The organism is Roseovarius sp. SCSIO 43702, assembly GCF_019599045.1.
Taxonomy (GTDB): domain Bacteria; phylum Pseudomonadota; class Alphaproteobacteria; order Rhodobacterales; family Rhodobacteraceae; genus Roseovarius.
On record NZ_CP080623.1, the window covers coordinates 1,878,562 to 1,895,146 of the forward strand.

Below are 16,585 nucleotides of genomic sequence, written 5' to 3' on the forward strand. Positions count from 1 at the left end.
TAGCGGCGGGCGCGAGGTGCGTCAATCGCGGGGGTTGCGCCCGAAGGGGTAGCGGGCATAGATGCCTCTCATGCGACGACTTCTCGCCATCTGTTTCCTGGTTCTTCCGCTGCTCGGCCATGCGCAGGCGATGGCGGCGATGGAGCCGGCACCACGCGCGGGGATCGAGATGCCCGCCGATGACGGGATGGCCTGCTGTGACGAGGCGCGCGACGGGCATGTCACGGCAGGATGCGGGGCGATCCTTCTGCCCGCGACGGGCCACGGGATGACCGGGCCCATCTTCGCCGGTGCGCGGATCTTCCGGATCGGCGGCTGGCCCGAGGGCGGCCGTGCCACGGCGCCGCCGGTGCCGCCGCCGTGGTGTTGATGGGAATTTCCATCTCATCAACATCAAGAACGAAGGATAACATCATGACTTACCTTAACAGACGCACCGCTCTGGCGGGCCTTGGCGCCATGTTTCTACCGAGCGTGACCTTGGCCGGTGACGAGGAACACCGGATGGTCGTTACCAAGACGCCGAGTTGCGGCTGCTGCACCGCCTGGGCCGAGATCGCGCGCGCCGAGGGGTTCGCGGTCGAGATCGTCGAGAACGCCGATTACGTGGGCACGAAGCGGGCGCACGGGGTGCCCGACGATCTCTGGTCGTGCCATTCGACCCGCGTGGGCGGCTACGTGGTCGAGGGGCATGTGCCGATCGAAGCCGTGCGGCGTTTGCTGGCCGAGCGGCCTGACGTGGCCGGGATCGCGGTGCCCGGAATGCCTGCCGGATCGCCCGGCATGGGCGACGACCCGACCGCGCGGTTCGACGTGCTGAGCTTCGGCGGAGCGGCCGAGGCGGGCGAGGTGTTCTACAAGGCCGGCGAATGAGGCGCGGCCTGATCGTGACGGGGGCGGCGGCCGGTATGGCCGGCGCCCTGGGTCTCGCGCTCCGGGCGAGCGACGCTGGGGACAGTGTGGCACTTCGCGACGATCCCGCGACACTGGCGCAGGGGCGCGAGGTCTATGCCGAGCATTGCGCGTCCTGCCACGGTGTCGACCTCGAGGGCGCGCCGAACTGGCGGGTGCGCAACGCCGATGGCCGCTTGCCCGCCCCGCCGCATGACGCGAGCGGTCACACATGGCACCACGACAGCGCGGCGCTTTTCGCGATCACGAAACACGGTGTCGGGGCGATGATCGGCGATCCGGACTACGCGTCGGACATGCCGGTCTATGCGGGTGTGCTGAGCGACGAGGAGATCGTCGCGGTTCTGAGCTTCATCCGTTCCACGTGGCCGGCGGAGATTCGGGAAATGCACGAACAACGCGATGCAAATCGCTGAGCTAAAAGAAAAACCCCGCCCTCGAAGGGGCGGGGTTTGCCGTGATCATGAAAGGCAGGCGATCAGAACTGGACGCCGACCTTGAAGCCAACGCTCACGACGCTGTTGTCGCTGAAGTTGCCGCGCGCGACGTCGGGCGTGCCGGTCTCGGGCTGTGCATCACCAAGCCATGTGTAGCGGACGCCTGCCGAAACATCGACATTGTCCGTCACCTGGTATTTGCCGCCAACCGTGAGGGAGGTCGAGCCATTGGTGGGCGAAAGCGGCGAGACGAGATCGTCGGAGCCACCCGGTTCGTAGATGATCGACGCGGAACCCGAGAAGCGATCGTTGAAGCGGCGGCCGACGCCGAGCTCGTAGGTCCAGACATCGTCGAACTCGGCGAGGTTCGGCGTCGGGCCGAAGGGGTCGAGCGAGAATTTGCTCCACTCCGACCAGCGCACCGATCCGAAGACCAGCGTGCCGGGCGCGACGCCGGATTGGACCGCGAGTTTCACGGATTGCGGCAGCGTCACCTTGGTATCGGGGGTGACTGCGAAGCCCGGCGCACCCGGAGGCTGCTGTGCCGTGCCCATGGAGAGATCGACCTCGGAATGGTAGGTCAACGCGGCGCGCAGGGCCATTTCCGGGATCTCGTAGGCCGCACCCAGCACGTAGCCATAGCCTGTGTCGGAGTTGAAGCGCACGTTGTAGCCGTTGAGCGGACCGTAAGCCTGGCCCGAGAGCGAGATCGCGCCGTCGGCGTCCACCATGCGCGGACCGCCATAGACCGAGAAGCGATCCGAGAACTTGTAGCGCAGAAGCGCGGTGAGCCCGATGCTGTCGGCCTCCGCCGAGGTGCCGCCCAAGAGCGTTGTCGTGGGGTCGCCCCCATATTCCACATCGGCGCCGTAAGGCTGATCCATGATGATGGCGAAGGACAGCTTGTCGTTGTATTCGTATTTGACCGCCGCGCCCCATTGGGAGAACCGGTCGGCCACGTCACCGGGATCGTTGCCCAGCAGGTCGGTGCCCGTGACGCTCGGCATGATGGTGCCGAAGGTCAGTTCGGCCCGGTTGCCCTTCTCGAAGATGATTTCGATCGGCGTGCCGCTGCGGTCGAGACCGCCGGCATGGGCCGACCCTGCTGCCGTGATCGTGACCGCCGAGATGGCCGTCAGTAAAGTGGATTTCATGGTTACGCTCCTCCCAAACCAATTGGAAGTGACACTACATAGGGCCGGACCGGGCACAAATAATTACGCGACGTCATCACGCATGGACCGGGGTCCGGGTGTCAGAAATGACACAAATTTGCCGCAGTTCAGGGGGTTGGCGGGGCCCGGCGTCGCGTCTCGGACCAGATGTTCGCGTAGTTGGCCGCGAAGATGATGCCTGCGCCGAGGAAGACGAAGATGTCGAGCGACTCGCCGTAAAAGAGCATCCCGATCATCGCGATGAGCGGCAGGCGCGCGAAATCGACGGGCATGACCACCGTTGCGGGTGCGAGCGAGAGCGCCTTGGTCAGGCAGGTATGCGCAACAAGACCGCCGAGCGCGATCACCACGAGCCAGGGCAGCGTCGCCAGACGGGGCAGCGCGATGTCGCCGTCGATACCGGCGCAGAGGAGACCCATGACGCTTTGCAACGCGGTCATCCAGAAGAGGATGCAGGTCAGCGTCTCGGTCCGGGTGAGCTTGCGCGTAAAGATTGCGGTGATCGCGAAACCCACCGCCGCCGTCGCGGCGGCGCCGATCCCCCAGTCGAGGGTCTCGGGGCTGGGTCGGGTGACGACGAGGATGCCCGCGAAGCCCACGCAGGCCAGCACCACCCGCCGCGTGGTGAGCCGTTCGCCCAGGACGAGCGGCGCGAGCAGGAGCGCCCAGAGCGGCGAAGTGAACTCGAGCGCGAAGACCTGGGCGAGGGGGATCACGGTGATCGCGTAGAACCAGAGGTTCTGGCCGGTGAAATGGGCGACGTTTCGGACGAGGTGCAACCCGGGCTTGCGCCGCGTGATCTGACCGCGCGTGCCCGCGAGGGAGGCCACCGCGAGCACGATCACGAGGCCGATGAGACTGCGATACATCATGATCTCGAACGTGTCGAAGGCGAAGCTCACCTCGCGGCCGGCCACGGCCATAGCCGAGAAGGCGCAGACCGACCCGATCATCCAGAGCGCGGCGCGCGCCGTGTCGTCGAGCCCGGCCGAGGCCGGGGCGGGGGAGCGTGTGCGTGTCATGCCGAAGCGTTAGCCGCGCCGCGCGGGGCTGGCAAGCCGCGCAAGGAGCGGGGTCATGGAAGAGGCAGGTTGCAGCAGCCCGAGAGGAATTGCGTCTCGCCCGAGCGGGTCAGCAGAAGCTCGACCTGCCAGGGGTAGTCGCGATCGCTCATCCCGTCGGAGCAAAGGCGCGCCTCGACGATGACATCGGCGCTGCTGTCGGGGGCGGTGAGGGCGACGTAAGCGGGCCATGCGAGGCGCCCCTCGGCCACCTGCGTGCCGGCCATGTCGAGATCGAGCTCGGTCCCGCCGGGATCGCTGAAATGCGCGGTGGCGGTGCCGAGGGTCAGCGACCAGAAAGGTTCGGTTCCGCCGCAGTCGAGCCCCTCGGGCAGGCCGCTGTCGCCCAGGGTGGGTTGCAGGTAGGGTTCGAGAAAGCGCATCGAGATCCAGCCGTTGCCATCCTGCCAGAGGATGCGGCCCCATTCGCCCGTCGCGTCGGTTCCCGTCAGTTCGATCCCGTGGGCGTCATGAGCGATGTCGCCCAGATCGACGCTCGTGGCATCCGGCGCCGACCGGACGTTGAGCGTGTCGCCCGCCGCGACGCCGGTCACGCGATGGTAGCTGGGTTCGGCGAGCGCGAGCGTGGGCGTCAGGACACAAAGGGCGGGGATGAGGGCGCGCATGGAAGTCTCCGGTGCCGGGGTCGGTCATCCGTTATCATAGCGCCACGCGACGCGGTGGGAAGGGGCGGCGAGCCTCACTCCCACTCGATCGTGCCCGGCGGTTTGGAGGTGATGTCGTAGGTCACGCGGTTGATGCCGCGCACCTCGTTGATGATACGGGTGGCGGTTTCGCCCAGGAACTCGTGGCTGAACGGGTAGTAGTCCGCGGTCATCCCGTCGACCGAGGTCACGGCACGCAGCGCGCAGGCGTAGTCGTAGGTGCGTCCGTCGCCCATGACGCCCACGGTGCGGACGGGAAGGATCGCGACGAAGGCCTGCCAGATCTCGTCATAGAGGCCGTGCTTGCGGATCTGGTCGATATAGACGGCATCGGCCTTGCGCAGGATCTCGAGCTTCTCGCGCGTGATCTCGCCCGGGCAGCGGATGGCGAGGCCGGGGCCGGGAAAGGGATGGCGGCCGATGAAGGCGTCGGGCAGGCCGAGCTCGCGGCCCAGTGCGCGCACCTCGTCCTTGAAGAGTTCGCGCAGCGGCTCGACCAGTTTCAGGCCCATCTTCTCGGGGAGGCCGCCCACGTTGTGATGCGACTTGATCGTGACCGACGGGCCGCCGGAGAAGGAAACCGATTCGATGACGTCGGGGTAGAGCGTGCCCTGAGCGAGGAAGGTCGCGCCCTCGATGCTGTCGGCGTGCTTCTGGAAGACGTCGATGAAAAGACGTCCGATGGTTTTTCTCTTTTCTTCCGGGTCGCTTATTCCCTCAAGCTCACCCAGGAAAAGCTCGGATTCGTCGGCATGGATGAGCGGGATGTTGTAGTGGTCGCGGAACATCGTGACCACTTCCTCCGCCTCGTTGAGGCGCAGAAGGCCGTGATCGACGAAGACGCAGGTGAGCTGATCGCCGATCGCCTCGTGGATGAGGACGGCCGCGACGGAACTGTCGACACCGCCCGAGAGGCCGCAGATGACGCGGGCGTCGCCCACCTCCTCGCGGATCTTGCGGATGGCCTCGTCGCGGTAGGCGTCCATGGTCCAGTCGCCCTTGAACCCCGCGGCGCGCACGAAATTCTCGTAAAGCGTCCGCCCGTTCGGCGTGTGGTGCACCTCGGGGTGGAACTGCACGGCATAGAAGTGCCGGTCGGGATCGGCGGTGATCGCGAAAGGCGCGCCGGGGGAGGTGCCGTAGACGGCGAAGCCGGGCGCGATCTCGGAGACGTGATCGCCATGGCTCATCCAGACCTGTTCGCGCCCCGACGGATCCATGAACCAGCCCGTGAGAAGATCGAGCCGTTCGGGGCCGGGCGTCACGAAGGCGCGGCCGAACTCGGCGGTTCCCTCGGTCGCCTCGACCCGTCCGCCGAGGTCGTGCATCATCACCTGCTGGCCGTAGCAGATCCCGAGGATCGGCACGCCCAGCTCGTAGACCGAGCGCGGCGGGCGCGGAGAACCTTCGCGCGTCACCGAATCCGGCCCGCCCGAGAAGATCACGGCCTTGGGCGCGAATTCGGCCAGGAAGGCGTCGGTGACGTTCTGGTAGGGATGGATCTCGCAGTAGACATTCAGCTCGCGCAGGCGCCGCGCGATGAGTTGCGTGACCTGACTGCCGAAGTCGATGATGAGAAGGCGGTCGTGGTTCTGGGTGATGGCATCTGTGATCATGGCAAGCGTCCTAAGCGCAACCTTGCGCCGGTGCAAGATGCGAGCGCGCGGCGCGGGTGGACCCGTCATGCCGCCGCCAGACATCGCGCGATGTCGCTTTCGGGCGTGAAATGGCGAATATCGCCGCCGCCGGCGCGATCACCTGCGATAGACCGGGCGCCAGCCGGGCCGGAACGGGCCCACACACGGATCAAGGGATGTCGGACATGGCAGAAGCAGCAGCACGCAGGCGCGCACGGGGTGGCGGAGGCGCCGCGCGACGCGCGGAACGCACGTCGGTCAAGATCGAGACGGCGAAATACATCCAGCGGAACATCCCCAATTTCGAGGTGCTGAACGAGGAGACGCTCGAGATCATCGAGACGAATGCCGAGACCATCCTCGAGGAGGTGGGCGTCAATTTCGTCGACAATCCCGGGGCGCTCGCGCTCTGGAAGGAGGCCGGTGCGGATATCGACGGGGAGCGGGTGCGGATCCCGCGCGGCCTTGCGCGGAAATTGTGCGAGACGGCGCCCTCGGAGTTCATCCAGCACGCGCGCGATCCCGAGAAATCGGTGGTGATCGGCGGGCGCAACCTTGTCCTCGCACCCGTCTACGGACCGCCCTTCGTGCGCGACGTGGCGGGCGGGCGGCGCTATGCCACCATGGCCGATTTCGAGAAGTTCGTGAAGCTCGCCTACATGTCGAAATGGCTGCACCATTCGGGCGGGACCATCTGCGAGCCGACCGACGTGCCCGTCAACAAGCGTCACCTCGACATGCTGATGGCGCATATCACGCTGTCGGACAAGCCGTTCATGGGTTCCGTCACCGATCCCGACCGCGCGCAGGACAGCGTGGACATGTGCGGCATCCTCTTCGGCGAGGACTTCGTGCAGCAGAACACGGTGATGACGTCGCTCACCAACATCAACTCGCCCATGACCTTCGACGACGTGATGATGGGATCGCTCGAGGTCTATGCAAAGAACAACCAGGCCTGCATCATCTCGCCCTTCATCGTGGGCGGCGCGATGGCGCCGGTGACGGTGGCGGGCACGCTCACGCAGGTGCTGGCCGAGGTGCTGGCGGGCGTGGCATACAGCCAGCTCGTCCGGCCCGGTGCGCCCGCGATCTTCGGCGCCTTCGTGAGTTCGATCGACATGAACAGCGGCGCGCCCACCTTCGGGACGCCCGAAGCGTCGCTCATCACCTACGGCGCGGGACAATTGGCGCGGCGTCTGGGGCTGCCGTTCCGGTCCGCGGGATCGTTCTGCGGCTCGAAGCTGCCGGATGCGCAGGCGGCCTACGAGACGGCCAACAGCCTCAACATGGGGCTTCTGTCGGGCGTGAACTTCATGCTGCATGCCTGCGGATGGCTCGAGGGCGGGCTGGTCGCGGATTTCGAGAAATTCGTGATGGACGCCGATCAACTCGGTGCGATGCACGGTCTGGCGAAGGGGGTCTGGGCCGATGAGACAGGGCAGGCGATGGACGCGATCCGCGAGGTCGGGCCGGGGGGCCATTACCTCGGCTGCGCGCATACGCAGGCGAATTTCAAGGACGCGTTCTGGAAAAGCCAGCTTCTCGACTACAAGCCTTTCGAGCAATGGGAAGACGAGGGCGGACGAGATACGCGCACGCTGGCTTCGGCGCGGGTGGATTACCTGCTTGCGAATTACCAGCAGCCCGCGCTTGACGAAGGGGTCGCGGACGGGCTGCGGGAGTTCGTGGCGCGCAAGAAGGACTCGATGCCCGACGCCTTCACCTGATCGAGGCGATGCGCGAGGACGCTCAGTCCTCGTGCAGCGGATCCAGTTGATGCGCGCCCGCCGGTTCGGGCTGCGGCGCCCGGCTCTCGGCCGCGGCGCGCAGGAGCCGCGCCTCGCCCATCATCGCGATGAGCACGTCGACGTGGCGCGCGACCGAATAGGCCGTGTCGTCGTCGCGGCGCTGTTCCTCGAGCGCGGCTTCGACATCCAGCAGGCGTCGCAGCGCCTCGGGACCGCGCAAGCTCCGCCCGAAGCCCAGGATCCGCGGCAGATGTGCCTTGCGGGTGTATCCGCTGACCCCGATCCGGGCCGCGCGAATCAGCAGGCGCGGGCGGCGCAGGGCGGAAAACTCGGCGAGTGTGGCGTGCATTTCTGATCCTCCGACTGGTTTGGCCGGTTCAGGATATTCAACCTGGGCGGGTGTTGCGCCTGGCCGCGATCACCGTTCGCTGCGGTTCCCTGTTGTTTACCATCCGTCAACAATTGTTCTCGGGTGGGAGACAATTAACGAACCGGTAACGAATGCCCTTCTAGGTTGTGCGCTGCTGCCTGTGGACAAGTCTGTGGAAAATGGACGGCCGCGGGACCGGGGGCACGAAGGGAAACGGAGGATCTACGATGCGGAACGCAGCAGGCTGCGCGAAGACGGATGCAATCTTGCCCAGTTGGGTGCCCGAGCAGGCACGTCTTTACTTGGAACATACGGAGACGGGGGCGCCCATCCGGGCGCTGGCTCGGGCACGGGGTTATCATGCCTCCACGGTGCTCCGGCGGATCCGTGTCTACGAGGCCCGCCGCGACGATCTTCTGGTGGACCAGGCACTGACGCGCCTGGGCCGCGACCTTGGCCTCAGGGGCCTGGCCGGTTCTCCAGCCAAGGAGACAAGCATGATGGTGATGAGCGGAGAGCACACGGAAAAGGACGAAGGGCTCAGCAAGGCGCAGCTCGAGCGCGAGGGCCTGCGTCTGTTGCGGAGGCTCATGGAGCCGGGCGCGGTCCTGGCCGTCGCCGCCGGGATGGAGAAGGCCGTCGTCGTGCGCGAGACCGAGGCCGGCACGCAGGCGCGCAAGGCGGTCGCCGAACGGACGGTGGCCGAGGCAATGGCGCTGAGCGGGTGGATCGCCTGCGACGCGCCGGGCCGGATCTCGCGTTATCGGATCACGCGGGAGGGACGCGCCGAGCTTGGTCGTCTCATGGCGCGGGTCGAGAGCGCGGCAATGGGGGCCTGCCCGTCGGATGGAGAGCCGGACTGGACCGGTGACGCGGAGGAGACGGCACGCGGTGCGGTGCAGGCAGGCCGCAGCGCGGCGGGCGAGACGCCGCTGGTCGCGCTGGCCCGGCGACGCGACAAGGCCGGGCGCCCGTTCCTGTCGCCCGACCTCGTGCAGGCCGGGGAACGGCTGCGCGAGGATTTCGAGCTGGCGCATCTGGGGCCGCAGGGAGTCACGATGGACTGGACCCGCCTGATGACCGGACGCATTGACGGCACGGCGGAGCGCGGTGCGGGCGGGTGCGGATACACTTCGGACGGTGCGCGTGCGCGGGTGGAGGCGGCGCTCGCGGACCTGGGGCCGGGTCTCGGCGACATCGCGCTTGGCTGTTGCTGCCGGCAGGAGGGGTTGGAGACCGCCGAGAAACGGATGGGTTGGTCGGCCCGGTCGGGCAAGATCGTGCTGCGCATCGCGCTGCAACGGCTGCGGCGCTTCTACGACGCGTTGGGCGACGAGGCGGGCCTGATCGGCTGACGGCAGGGGCGGGTGGCGGGCATCATCCCGCCACCATGTGCCCCACGCCATAGGCCACGACCGCGCAGACCGTGCCGACGAGGACGGTCTCGCCGACGCTGCGGGCGATGGGCTCGTCCGTGGCGTTCCAGCGCAGAAGCCCCAGCGCCACGAGCGCGATGAAGGTGGTCAGAACCGAGAGCCAGAAAGTGCTGCGCCCCGGATCGAGGAAGAAATAGGGCAGGATCGGGATCGCGCCGAAAACCACGAAGGAGAAGAACGTGAAAAGCCCGCTGACCGCGGGGCTTTCATCCTCGGGATTGGCCATTCCGAATTCATAGGTCATCATCAGGTCGGCCATGATCTCGGGGTGGCGCGCGAGGAGGCCGGTCACGGTGTCGGCCTCACCGGGTGGCACGCCGCGTTGGCGCAAAATCTCGAAAAGCTCGGTGCGTTCCTGGCTGGGATTCTCGGCGATCTCGCGCAGCTCGCTGCGGCGCCGCTTGCGGTAAAGATCATGTTGCGAGCGCAGCGACAGGAATTCGCCGAGGCCCATGCTGACCGCGTCGGCAAAGAGGTTCGCGAGACCGAAAACCAGTACCGCCAGACCGCCGATCTGCACCACGCCCTGCGCCTGCGCCCCGGCGAAGCCCGCGACGATGGCGAAGGTGGTGACGATGCCGTCATTGCCCCCGTAGATGATCTGCTTGAGAAACTCCTGCGTGCGGCCCAGCCCGTGCGCGTCGCGTCTGTGGTCCTGCCAGTCCATCTTGGTCCTGCCTGTCGTCCGGTGGGGTCGTGTGGGTGCATCATGCGGGCTCGGAGCCCGAAAGAGAAGGGGCGCCCCGCGAAACGGAGCGCCCCCATGTGTCGGGCCGGTCTCGGCGCAGCCGATCAGGCCAGGTCGAAGCGGTCGGCGTTCATCACCTTGGTCCACGCCGCGACGAAGTCCCGCTGGAACCGGGGGCCCGCGTCGTCCTGGCCATAGACCTCGGCCACCGCGCGGAGCTGCGCGTTGGAACCGAAGACCAGATCATAGCGCGTGCCGGTCCATTTCTCTTGGCCGGTCTCGCGGTCGCGCGCGACGAACTCGGACTGGTCATCCTTCGTCGCTTCCCACTTGATGTCCATGTCGAGCAGGTTGACGAAGAAATCATTGGTGAGCTGGCCCGGGCGGTCGGTCAGCACGCCGTGCTTGCTGTCGCCGTGATTGGCGCCCAGTGCACGCATCCCGCCCACGAGCACGGTCATCTCGGGGGCGGTGAGACCCATGAGCTGCGCGCGATCGACCATCAGCTTCTCGACCGGGATGCCGAAATCCGTCTTCGCATAGTTGCGGAAGCCGTCGGCCACGGGTTCGAGATAGGCGAAGCTCTCCTCGTCGGTCTGCTCGGCGGTGGCATCGACGCGGCCGGGCGTGAACGGCACCTCGCAGGGCGTGCCGGCATCCGCCGCGGCCTTCTCGATCGCGGCCACGCCGCCCAGGACGATCACATCGGCCAGCGAAACGCGCTTGTTGCCCGACTGCTTGTCGTTGAACGCGCTCTGCACCTCCTCGAGCTTGCCCAGGATGTGGTCGAGTTTCTGCGGCTCGTTCACCTCCCAGTCCTTCTGGGGCGCGAGGCGGATGCGTGCACCGTTGGCGCCGCCGCGGTAATCCGACCCGCGATAGGTCGCCGCCGAGGCCCAAGCGGTGCGCACGAGATCCGCAACCGAAAGGCCGGTGTCCAGAAGCTCCTTCTTGAGCGCCTTGACGTCGGCGTCGTCGATCAGATCGAAGTCACGCTCGGGCAGCGGATCCTGCCAGATGAAATCCTCGTCCGGCACATCGGGGCCGAGATAGCGCGATTTCGGACCCATGTCGCGATGGGTGAGCTTGAACCACGCCCGCGCGAAGGCATCGGCGAACTTCTCGGGGTTGGCGTGGAAATCGCGCGAGATCTTCTCGAAGCCCGGATCCATGCGCATCGACATGTCCGCCGTGGTCATCATGGGCGGGTGTTTCTTGTCGGGATCGTGGGCGTCCTGAACCATGTGCTCGGGGCGCACATCCTTGGGCGTCCACTGATACGCGCCCGCGGGGCTTTTCGTCAGCTCCCACTCATAGCCGAAGAGCACGTCGAAATACCCCATGTCCCATGTCGTCGGATTGGGTTTCCACGCGCCCTCGATGCCCGAGGTGATGGCGTGTTCCGCAAGGCCGCTTTCGTAGGTGCTTTGCCAGCCGAGGCCCATCGCCTCGAGCCCGCCCGCCTCGGGTTCCGGTCCCACGTAGATCGGATCGCCGGCGCCATGCGCCTTGCCGAAGGTGTGGCCGCCCGCGACGAGGGCGACGGTCTCGTCGTCCTCCATGCCCATGCGGGTAAAGGTCTCGCGCACGTCCTGACCAGACGCCACCGGGTCGGGATTGCCGTCGGGGCCTTCGGGGTTGACGTAGATGAGACCCATCTGCACGGCCGCCAGCGGGTTCTCGAGCACGCGTTCGCCGGAATAGCGGCTGTTCTCGGTATCGGACGTGGCGAGCCATTCGGTCTCGGCACCCCAATGGACGTCCTCTTCGGGTGCATAGATGTCGGCGCGGCCGCCGCCGAAGCCGATGATCTTGCCGCCCATGGATTCGATCGCGACGTTGCCCGCGAGGATCAGCAGATCCGCCCAGCTGAGCTTGTCGCCGTATTTCTTCTTGATCGGCCAGAGCAGACGGCGGGCCTTGTCGAGGTTGCCGTTGTCGGGCCACGAGTTCAGCGGCGCGAAGCGCTGGTTGCCGGTGTTGCCGCCGCCGCGGCCGTCCTGGCTCCGGTAGGTGCCGGCGGAATGCCACGCCATGCGGATGAAGAGCGGACCGTAATGGCCGTAATCGGCGGGCCACCAGTCCTTGCTGTCGGTCATGAGGGCCGTGAGGTCCTGCTTGACCGCCTCGAGGTCGAGCTTCTTGAACTCCTCGGCATAGTCGAAGTCGTCACCCATGGGATTCGGGCTGCGCCCGTGTTGGTGCAGCACGCCCAGGTCGAGCGCGTCGGGCCACCAGTCGCGGTTGGTGACGGGTTTCTGTTTCGAGAAGGGACATTTCATCGAGCCGTCCATGAGAGACCTCCGGGATGTTGATGCATGGGTTTGGAATTGTTCTAAGGCGAATGTGACGCCGGGGCGCAATAAAATCCAATTGCCATTTCTTCTGCGGGCGATAGGAAAGAGTTATGAATGTCACCTTGCGTCAACTGGCTTATTTCCGCGCACTGGCCGAGCAGCGGCATTTCGGGCGCGCGGCCGAGACGGTCAACATCTCGCAGCCCGCGCTTTCGGTGCAGATCCGCGAGATGGAGGCACAGCTTGGCCAGCCGCTTGTCGAGCGGCGGGCACGTGACGTGGTGCTGACGCCGTTCGGGCGCACGGTCCTGCGCCATGCGGAGCGCATCGCGGCCGAAATGCGCGCGCTGGAGGAAGCGGCGCGCTGGCACGGCGGATTGGCGGGGCGGCTCCGGCTGGGCATGATCCCGACGATCGCGCCCTATATCCTGCCCGCCACGCTCGAGGCGTTGCGCAGTCACGACATCGCGCTCGACGTCGAGATCGAGGAGGGGCGGACCGAACGGCTCTTGGGTGAATTGCAGGCCGGGCGCCTTGACGCGGCGGTGATGGCCGAGCCGGTGGGCGAGGAAGGGATGCATGCCGAGCCGCTCTTCGAGGATCGTTTCCTGCTGGCCGGCACGGCGGCGCGCCTCGCCTCGCTCGACGCCGATGCCGCGGCGCTGCGCCCCGAGACGCTGGCCACGGCGCAACTTCTTCTCCTGGAGGATGGGCATTGCCTCACCGACCAGGCGCTCGAGCTTTGCAACCGCGACCGGGGGCAGCGGCGCATCGACATGGGTGCCTCGTCGATGGCGACGCTTTCGCGGCTGGTGGCAGCGGGGTTCGGTCTGACGCTCATGCCAGAGATCGCGGCCCCGACCGAGCGCCGCGCCGCCCCCGGCATGACGCTGCGCCGGTTCGCCGCCCCCGAGCCGGGGCGCCGGATCGTGCTGGTTCGGCGCAAGGGCACCGACGGGGGCGGGTGGTTCTCGGACCTGGCGGCGCTTCTGAGCCGCGTGGGCGAGGCCCTCGTCGCAACCGCGCGGGAGATGCCGTTCGAGGCGTCCGAGACTGGCCGGTCTGGATGAGCGGTGAGGGGAGAGAAGTGCTCAACCGACGACCGACCTACTTGATCCAGGTGGATGGGATACTCGTTACGCGAGGACCGCGATCAACACCTCGGAGGGAGGTGACGAGACGCGCGGCCCGACTGGCAAAACCCATCTTCGACCCTTATAGTGACCAGGACTTACCAAAAGATGTGCGGGGAACATTTCGTGCGTGATCTCAAGATACCTCAGCAACGCCACCCGGAAAAGGCGCGACGCCCCGACAATCCCCAGCCGAAGAAGCCCGCGTGGATCCGGGTGAAAGCCCCCGTGGGCAAGGGCTACATGGAGACGAAACGCACGATGCGCGAGCATGGCCTCGTCACCGTGTGCGAGGAGGCCGGGTGCCCCAACGTGGGCGAATGCTGGAACCAGGGGCACGCCACGATGATGATCATGGGCGAGGTTTGTACCCGCGCCTGCACCTTCTGCAACATCGCCACCGGCAAGCCGCCCGAGGATCTCGACCCCTTCGAGCCGGGACGCGTGGCCGACGCGGTGCAGAAACTGGGCCTCAACCACGTGGTCGTAACCAGCGTGGACCGGGACGATGTGGAGGATGGCGGCGCCGAGCATTTCGCGCAGACCATCCGCGCCATCCGCCATCGCAGCCCCGGCACCACGATCGAGATCCTGACGCCCGATTTCCTGCATTGCGACCCGGGCGTGCTCGAGGTTGTCGTCGCGGCGAAACCGGACGTGTTCAACCACAACCTCGAGACGGTGCCGGGCCTCTATCCCGGCGTGCGCCCCGGCGCGCGGTATTTCCACTCCTTGCGCCTCTTGCAGCGGGTGAAGGAGCTCGATCCGTCGATCTTCACCAAGTCGGGGATCATGGTGGGCCTCGGCGAGACCCGCACGCAGGTGCACCAGGTGATGGATGACATGCGCGCGGCAGACATAGATTTCCTGACCATCGGACAGTATCTGCAACCGACGCCGAAGCATCACGCGCTTGAGCGGTTCGTGACCCCAGAGGAGTTCGCCGGCTACGAGAAAGCGGCCTATGGCAAGGGATTCCTGATGGTCTCGGCCACGCCGCTCACGCGGTCCAGTTATCACGCGGGCGATGATTTCGCACGGCTGCGCGAGGCACGCGAGAAGGCGCTGGCGTCGTGAGGGCGCCGGCGGGCGGCTGTCCGCTTGCCCTGCTGCGGACCGGTGCGTGGGCCGAGCGCCCCGCGGATGTCGGCGACTGGTCGATCTTCCATGAGAGCGTGCGTTGAACGCGCCGGGCCATTTTCGGTTCGGCGACCTGTTGCAGGGCCAGACGGTCATCTACCCCAAGCTGCGCGATGCCGCGGGCAAGCTGACGACGGTGGGCGCGGTTTATGTCGAGAACGCGGATACGGCCTGGCGGAGGCCGATCGGCTGCATCGCCGAGATTTGACGGCGTCACCCCACTCCCTGAGAACGGGGATGGTGGGTGATGAGAGACTCGAACTCCCGACATCTTCGGTGTAAACGAAGCGCTCTACCAACTGAGCTAATCACCCGATTGCCCGCCTCTTACCCGGTCGGCGCGGCGGATGGCAAGAGGCCATGGTTTCACGATGCGTCCAACCGTGATTCCACGCCGTCTTTCAGGTGATAGACGCAACCCTGACCGTTCTCGAGCGCCGCGAGCCGGGGCCGTTCGAGGCCTAGGACGGTGCCACGCAACACCTTGCCCAGTATCCCGTGCGCGATGAGCACCGTCGGCCCGTCGAGGGATCCGAGAAGGCTGTTCACGCGGGCGGCAAGACCGTCGAACCCCTCGCCGTTGGGCGCGGCGCAATATGCTTCGAACCCGTCGAGCCCGCGGGCCACCTCGGTGCGCAATCGGCCTTCCCAGTCGCCGCAATGTATCTCGGCCAGGTTCGGATCGGTCGTGAACGGCATCGCCCCGCAGACGACGCGCGCGGTTTCGACCGCGCGACCGAGCGGCGAGACGCGGATCGCGGGCCGTTCCCGTGTCAGGATGGGCGCCATGATCCTCGCCTGCGATGCCGCGTGCGCATGGCCACGGGCGGTGAGCGGGGAATCGCGCCGACCCTGAATGCGCCCCTCGAGGTTCCACTCGGTCTCGCCGTGGCGCAGGAACCAGATTTCGGGAAGCATCGTCACGATACCGCGTACTGGGTGATTTTCTCGAGATCGCCCGTTACTTCATGCCGGTCGAAACGCTGCTCGCCATTCGCCGCGCGAATGGGGGTGGTGGGTGATAAGAGATTCGAACTCCTGACATCTTCGATGTGAACGAAGCGCTCTACCACTGAGCTAATCACCCTTCCCGGCGGTCTTTAGCGTCACTCGGCGGCGTCTGCAACCGTGTCTTTGACGGTTTCCGCGCCTTCCTTGGGCTGGCGTATCTTGGCGACGATCACGCGCGCGTTCGGGTTGTCCTTCACACGGTTCTGCTTGATCTTGCCGAGCGGCGGCAGGTTCAGGTCGCGGCCCTGAGCGAGCGCTTCGCCCAGCACTTCCATCGCGGCCTCGACGATGGGCTTCACCTGGTTCTTCTTGGCGCCCGACCTGTCGGCAACCTTCTTGAACAACTCCTGCTTCTTCAGCGTCGGCGCACCGGGGGCGGTATCGGTTGCGTCACCGCGCGTATCCGCGCCGGGAGCGGCATCCGCGTTCATCCGTGGTGGCGCGATCTTGGGCTTGGGCGCGGGCACGCGGGCGGCGCGGGTGTCCGATGCCGATGCGCCGGGGGCCTTCTTCGCCTTCGAGGAGGTGGTTTTGCGGGCTGCCATGTTAGGCCTCCATTGTTTCTGCTCTGGAAACACTGATACCGCCAAACCGCTTTGAAAACCACTGTTATATTGACGTTGACCCAAGGGAATGGCAATCAGGTTAACATAACACTCTTGGGGGCCATCGTGAAAAAACACCTTATGTATCTGACGTTCGCCGTCGGGCTGGGCGCGACATCCGCACATGCCGGGAACCTGAGCGCGCCGGTCATGGAAAAGCAGGTCATCGTTCAGGACGCCACTGACAACAGTGACCATGATACGCAGATGGTCTTGGCGATCGTGACGCTCGGCCTGCTCATCACGCTGGGCATCGCGAACTGATCC

General features: G+C 66.3%; 18 protein-coding genes and 2 tRNA genes. 9 read left to right on the top strand and 11 right to left on the bottom strand.

The features are described from left to right. The first annotated feature begins 70 nt into the window (after window positions 1-70). From K1T73_RS09220 to K1T73_RS09230, 3 genes are read left to right on the top strand one after another with little or no spacing between them, the layout of a single operon-like run. Entirely contained in the window at window positions 71-370 is a 300-nt protein-coding gene (locus K1T73_RS09220; protein ID WP_220600432.1) for a hypothetical protein, read from the top strand. Between the two features lie 44 nt (window positions 371-414). Then, window positions 415-873 (top strand): DUF411 domain-containing protein, encoded by a 459-nt coding sequence (locus K1T73_RS09225; protein ID WP_220600433.1) that lies wholly within the window; start codon window positions 415-417, stop codon window positions 871-873. Then, window positions 870-1,328, top strand: coding sequence for a cytochrome c (locus tag K1T73_RS09230; RefSeq protein WP_220600434.1), 459 nt, complete (start codon window positions 870-872; stop codon window positions 1,326-1,328). The genes K1T73_RS09225 and K1T73_RS09230 overlap by 4 nt, the downstream gene beginning before the upstream one ends. A 62-nt stretch (window positions 1,329-1,390) precedes the next feature. Here the strand turns inward: K1T73_RS09230 and K1T73_RS09235 are convergent, their stop codons facing one another. The 4 genes from K1T73_RS09235 to guaA all read right to left on the bottom strand — a co-directional run bounded on the left by K1T73_RS09235 (window position 1,391) and on the right by guaA (window position 5,866). After that, on the bottom strand, window positions 1,391-2,503 hold the full coding sequence (locus tag K1T73_RS09235) for an OmpP1/FadL family transporter (RefSeq protein ID WP_220600435.1): 1,113 nt from the start codon (window positions 2,501-2,503) through the stop codon (window positions 1,391-1,393). Window positions 2,504-2,631: 128 nt separating this feature from the next. Continuing rightward, window positions 2,632-3,546, bottom strand: coding sequence for a DMT family transporter (locus K1T73_RS09240; protein WP_259400207.1), 915 nt, complete (start codon window positions 3,544-3,546; stop codon window positions 2,632-2,634). Between the two features lie 53 nt (window positions 3,547-3,599). Beyond that, window positions 3,600-4,211, bottom strand: coding sequence for a COG3650 family protein (locus tag K1T73_RS09245; RefSeq protein ID WP_220600436.1), 612 nt, complete (start codon window positions 4,209-4,211; stop codon window positions 3,600-3,602). 74 nt (window positions 4,212-4,285) lie between these two features. Further along, window positions 4,286-5,866 (bottom strand): glutamine-hydrolyzing GMP synthase, encoded by a 1,581-nt coding sequence (gene guaA, locus K1T73_RS09250; RefSeq protein WP_409077699.1) that lies wholly within the window; start codon window positions 5,864-5,866, stop codon window positions 4,286-4,288. Between the two features lie 206 nt (window positions 5,867-6,072). Here guaA and K1T73_RS09255 point away from each other — a divergent pair, with 206 nt between their 5' ends. Next, window positions 6,073-7,617, top strand: coding sequence for a trimethylamine methyltransferase family protein (locus K1T73_RS09255; RefSeq protein ID WP_220600437.1), 1,545 nt, complete (start codon window positions 6,073-6,075; stop codon window positions 7,615-7,617). Window positions 7,618-7,639: 22 nt separating this feature from the next. On the opposite strand, the gene K1T73_RS09260 is transcribed toward K1T73_RS09255, so the two are convergent. Beyond that, entirely contained in the window at window positions 7,640-7,987 is a 348-nt protein-coding gene (locus tag K1T73_RS09260) for a DUF6477 family protein (RefSeq protein ID WP_220600438.1), read from the bottom strand. A gap of 287 nt (window positions 7,988-8,274) precedes the next feature. Here K1T73_RS09260 and K1T73_RS09265 point away from each other — a divergent pair, with 287 nt between their 5' ends. Further along, window positions 8,275-9,363 (top strand): DUF6456 domain-containing protein, encoded by a 1,089-nt coding sequence (locus K1T73_RS09265; RefSeq protein WP_259400208.1) that lies wholly within the window; start codon window positions 8,275-8,277, stop codon window positions 9,361-9,363. A 22-nt stretch (window positions 9,364-9,385) separates the two neighbouring features. Here K1T73_RS09265 and K1T73_RS09270 read toward each other — a convergent pair whose 3' ends face one another. Continuing rightward, window positions 9,386-10,111, bottom strand: coding sequence for a VIT1/CCC1 transporter family protein (locus K1T73_RS09270; protein ID WP_220600440.1), 726 nt, complete (start codon window positions 10,109-10,111; stop codon window positions 9,386-9,388). Window positions 10,112-10,236: 125 nt separating this feature from the next. Then, entirely contained in the window at window positions 10,237-12,426 is a 2,190-nt protein-coding gene (katG, locus tag K1T73_RS09275) for a catalase/peroxidase HPI (RefSeq protein WP_220600441.1), read from the bottom strand. A gap of 113 nt (window positions 12,427-12,539) precedes the next feature. Here katG and K1T73_RS09280 point away from each other — a divergent pair, with 113 nt between their 5' ends. The 3 genes from K1T73_RS09280 (at window position 12,540) to K1T73_RS09290 (ending at window position 14,910) form a co-directional block, all read left to right on the top strand. Next, on the top strand, window positions 12,540-13,499 hold the full coding sequence (locus K1T73_RS09280; protein WP_220600442.1) for a hydrogen peroxide-inducible genes activator: 960 nt from the start codon (window positions 12,540-12,542) through the stop codon (window positions 13,497-13,499). 189 nt (window positions 13,500-13,688) lie between these two features. Next, on the top strand, window positions 13,689-14,639 hold the full coding sequence (gene lipA, locus K1T73_RS09285) for a lipoyl synthase (RefSeq protein WP_220600443.1): 951 nt from the start codon (window positions 13,689-13,691) through the stop codon (window positions 14,637-14,639). A gap of 103 nt (window positions 14,640-14,742) precedes the next feature. Beyond that, entirely contained in the window at window positions 14,743-14,910 is a 168-nt protein-coding gene (locus K1T73_RS09290; protein WP_220600444.1) for a hypothetical protein, read from the top strand. Window positions 14,911-14,940: 30 nt separating this feature from the next. Here the strand turns inward: K1T73_RS09290 and K1T73_RS09295 are convergent. The 4 genes from K1T73_RS09295 to K1T73_RS09310 form a co-directional block, all read right to left on the bottom strand. After that, a tRNA-Val gene (locus tag K1T73_RS09295) sits at window positions 14,941-15,016 on the bottom strand. A 52-nt stretch (window positions 15,017-15,068) separates the two neighbouring features. Next, on the bottom strand, window positions 15,069-15,620 hold the full coding sequence (locus tag K1T73_RS09300; RefSeq protein WP_310794421.1) for a histidine phosphatase family protein: 552 nt from the start codon (window positions 15,618-15,620) through the stop codon (window positions 15,069-15,071). Between the two features lie 94 nt (window positions 15,621-15,714). Beyond that, window positions 15,715-15,789, bottom strand: a tRNA-Val gene (locus K1T73_RS09305). A gap of 19 nt (window positions 15,790-15,808) precedes the next feature. Then, entirely contained in the window at window positions 15,809-16,258 is a 450-nt protein-coding gene (locus K1T73_RS09310) for an HU family DNA-binding protein (protein WP_220600446.1), read from the bottom strand. 126 nt (window positions 16,259-16,384) lie between these two features. On the opposite strand from K1T73_RS09310, the gene K1T73_RS09315 reads away from it, so the two are divergent. Next, complete coding sequence (locus K1T73_RS09315) at window positions 16,385-16,582, top strand: hypothetical protein (RefSeq protein WP_220600447.1); 198 nt, start codon at window positions 16,385-16,387, stop codon at window positions 16,580-16,582. Window positions 16,583-16,585 lie beyond the last annotated feature (3 nt).

Bases quoted from the DNA above. Each gene is read 5' to 3' on its own strand.
- K1T73_RS09220 (WP_220600432.1), top strand. From the start codon at position 71: ATGCGACGACTTCTCGCCATCTGTTTCCTGGTTCTTCCGCTGCTCGGC.
- K1T73_RS09225 (WP_220600433.1), top strand. From the start codon at position 415: ATGACTTACCTTAACAGACGCACCGCTCTGGCGGGCCTTGGCGCCATG.
- K1T73_RS09230 (WP_220600434.1), top strand. From the start codon at position 870: ATGAGGCGCGGCCTGATCGTGACGGGGGCGGCGGCCGGTATGGCCGGC.
- K1T73_RS09235 (WP_220600435.1), bottom strand. From the start codon at position 2,503: ATGAAATCCACTTTACTGACGGCCATCTCGGCGGTCACGATCACGGCA.
- K1T73_RS09240 (WP_259400207.1), bottom strand. From the start codon at position 3,546: ATGACACGCACACGCTCCCCCGCCCCGGCCTCGGCCGGGCTCGACGAC.
- K1T73_RS09245 (WP_220600436.1), bottom strand. From the start codon at position 4,211: ATGCGCGCCCTCATCCCCGCCCTTTGTGTCCTGACGCCCACGCTCGCG.
- guaA (WP_409077699.1), bottom strand. From the start codon at position 5,866: ATGATCACAGATGCCATCACCCAGAACCACGACCGCCTTCTCATCATC.
- K1T73_RS09255 (WP_220600437.1), top strand. From the start codon at position 6,073: ATGGCAGAAGCAGCAGCACGCAGGCGCGCACGGGGTGGCGGAGGCGCC.
- K1T73_RS09260 (WP_220600438.1), bottom strand. From the start codon at position 7,987: ATGCACGCCACACTCGCCGAGTTTTCCGCCCTGCGCCGCCCGCGCCTG.
- K1T73_RS09270 (WP_220600440.1), bottom strand. From the start codon at position 10,111: ATGGACTGGCAGGACCACAGACGCGACGCGCACGGGCTGGGCCGCACG.
- katG (WP_220600441.1), bottom strand. From the start codon at position 12,426: ATGGACGGCTCGATGAAATGTCCCTTCTCGAAACAGAAACCCGTCACC.
- K1T73_RS09280 (WP_220600442.1), top strand. From the start codon at position 12,540: ATGAATGTCACCTTGCGTCAACTGGCTTATTTCCGCGCACTGGCCGAG.
- K1T73_RS09300 (WP_310794421.1), bottom strand. From the start codon at position 15,620: ATGCTTCCCGAAATCTGGTTCCTGCGCCACGGCGAGACCGAGTGGAAC.
- K1T73_RS09310 (WP_220600446.1), bottom strand. From the start codon at position 16,258: ATGGCAGCCCGCAAAACCACCTCCTCGAAGGCGAAGAAGGCCCCCGGC.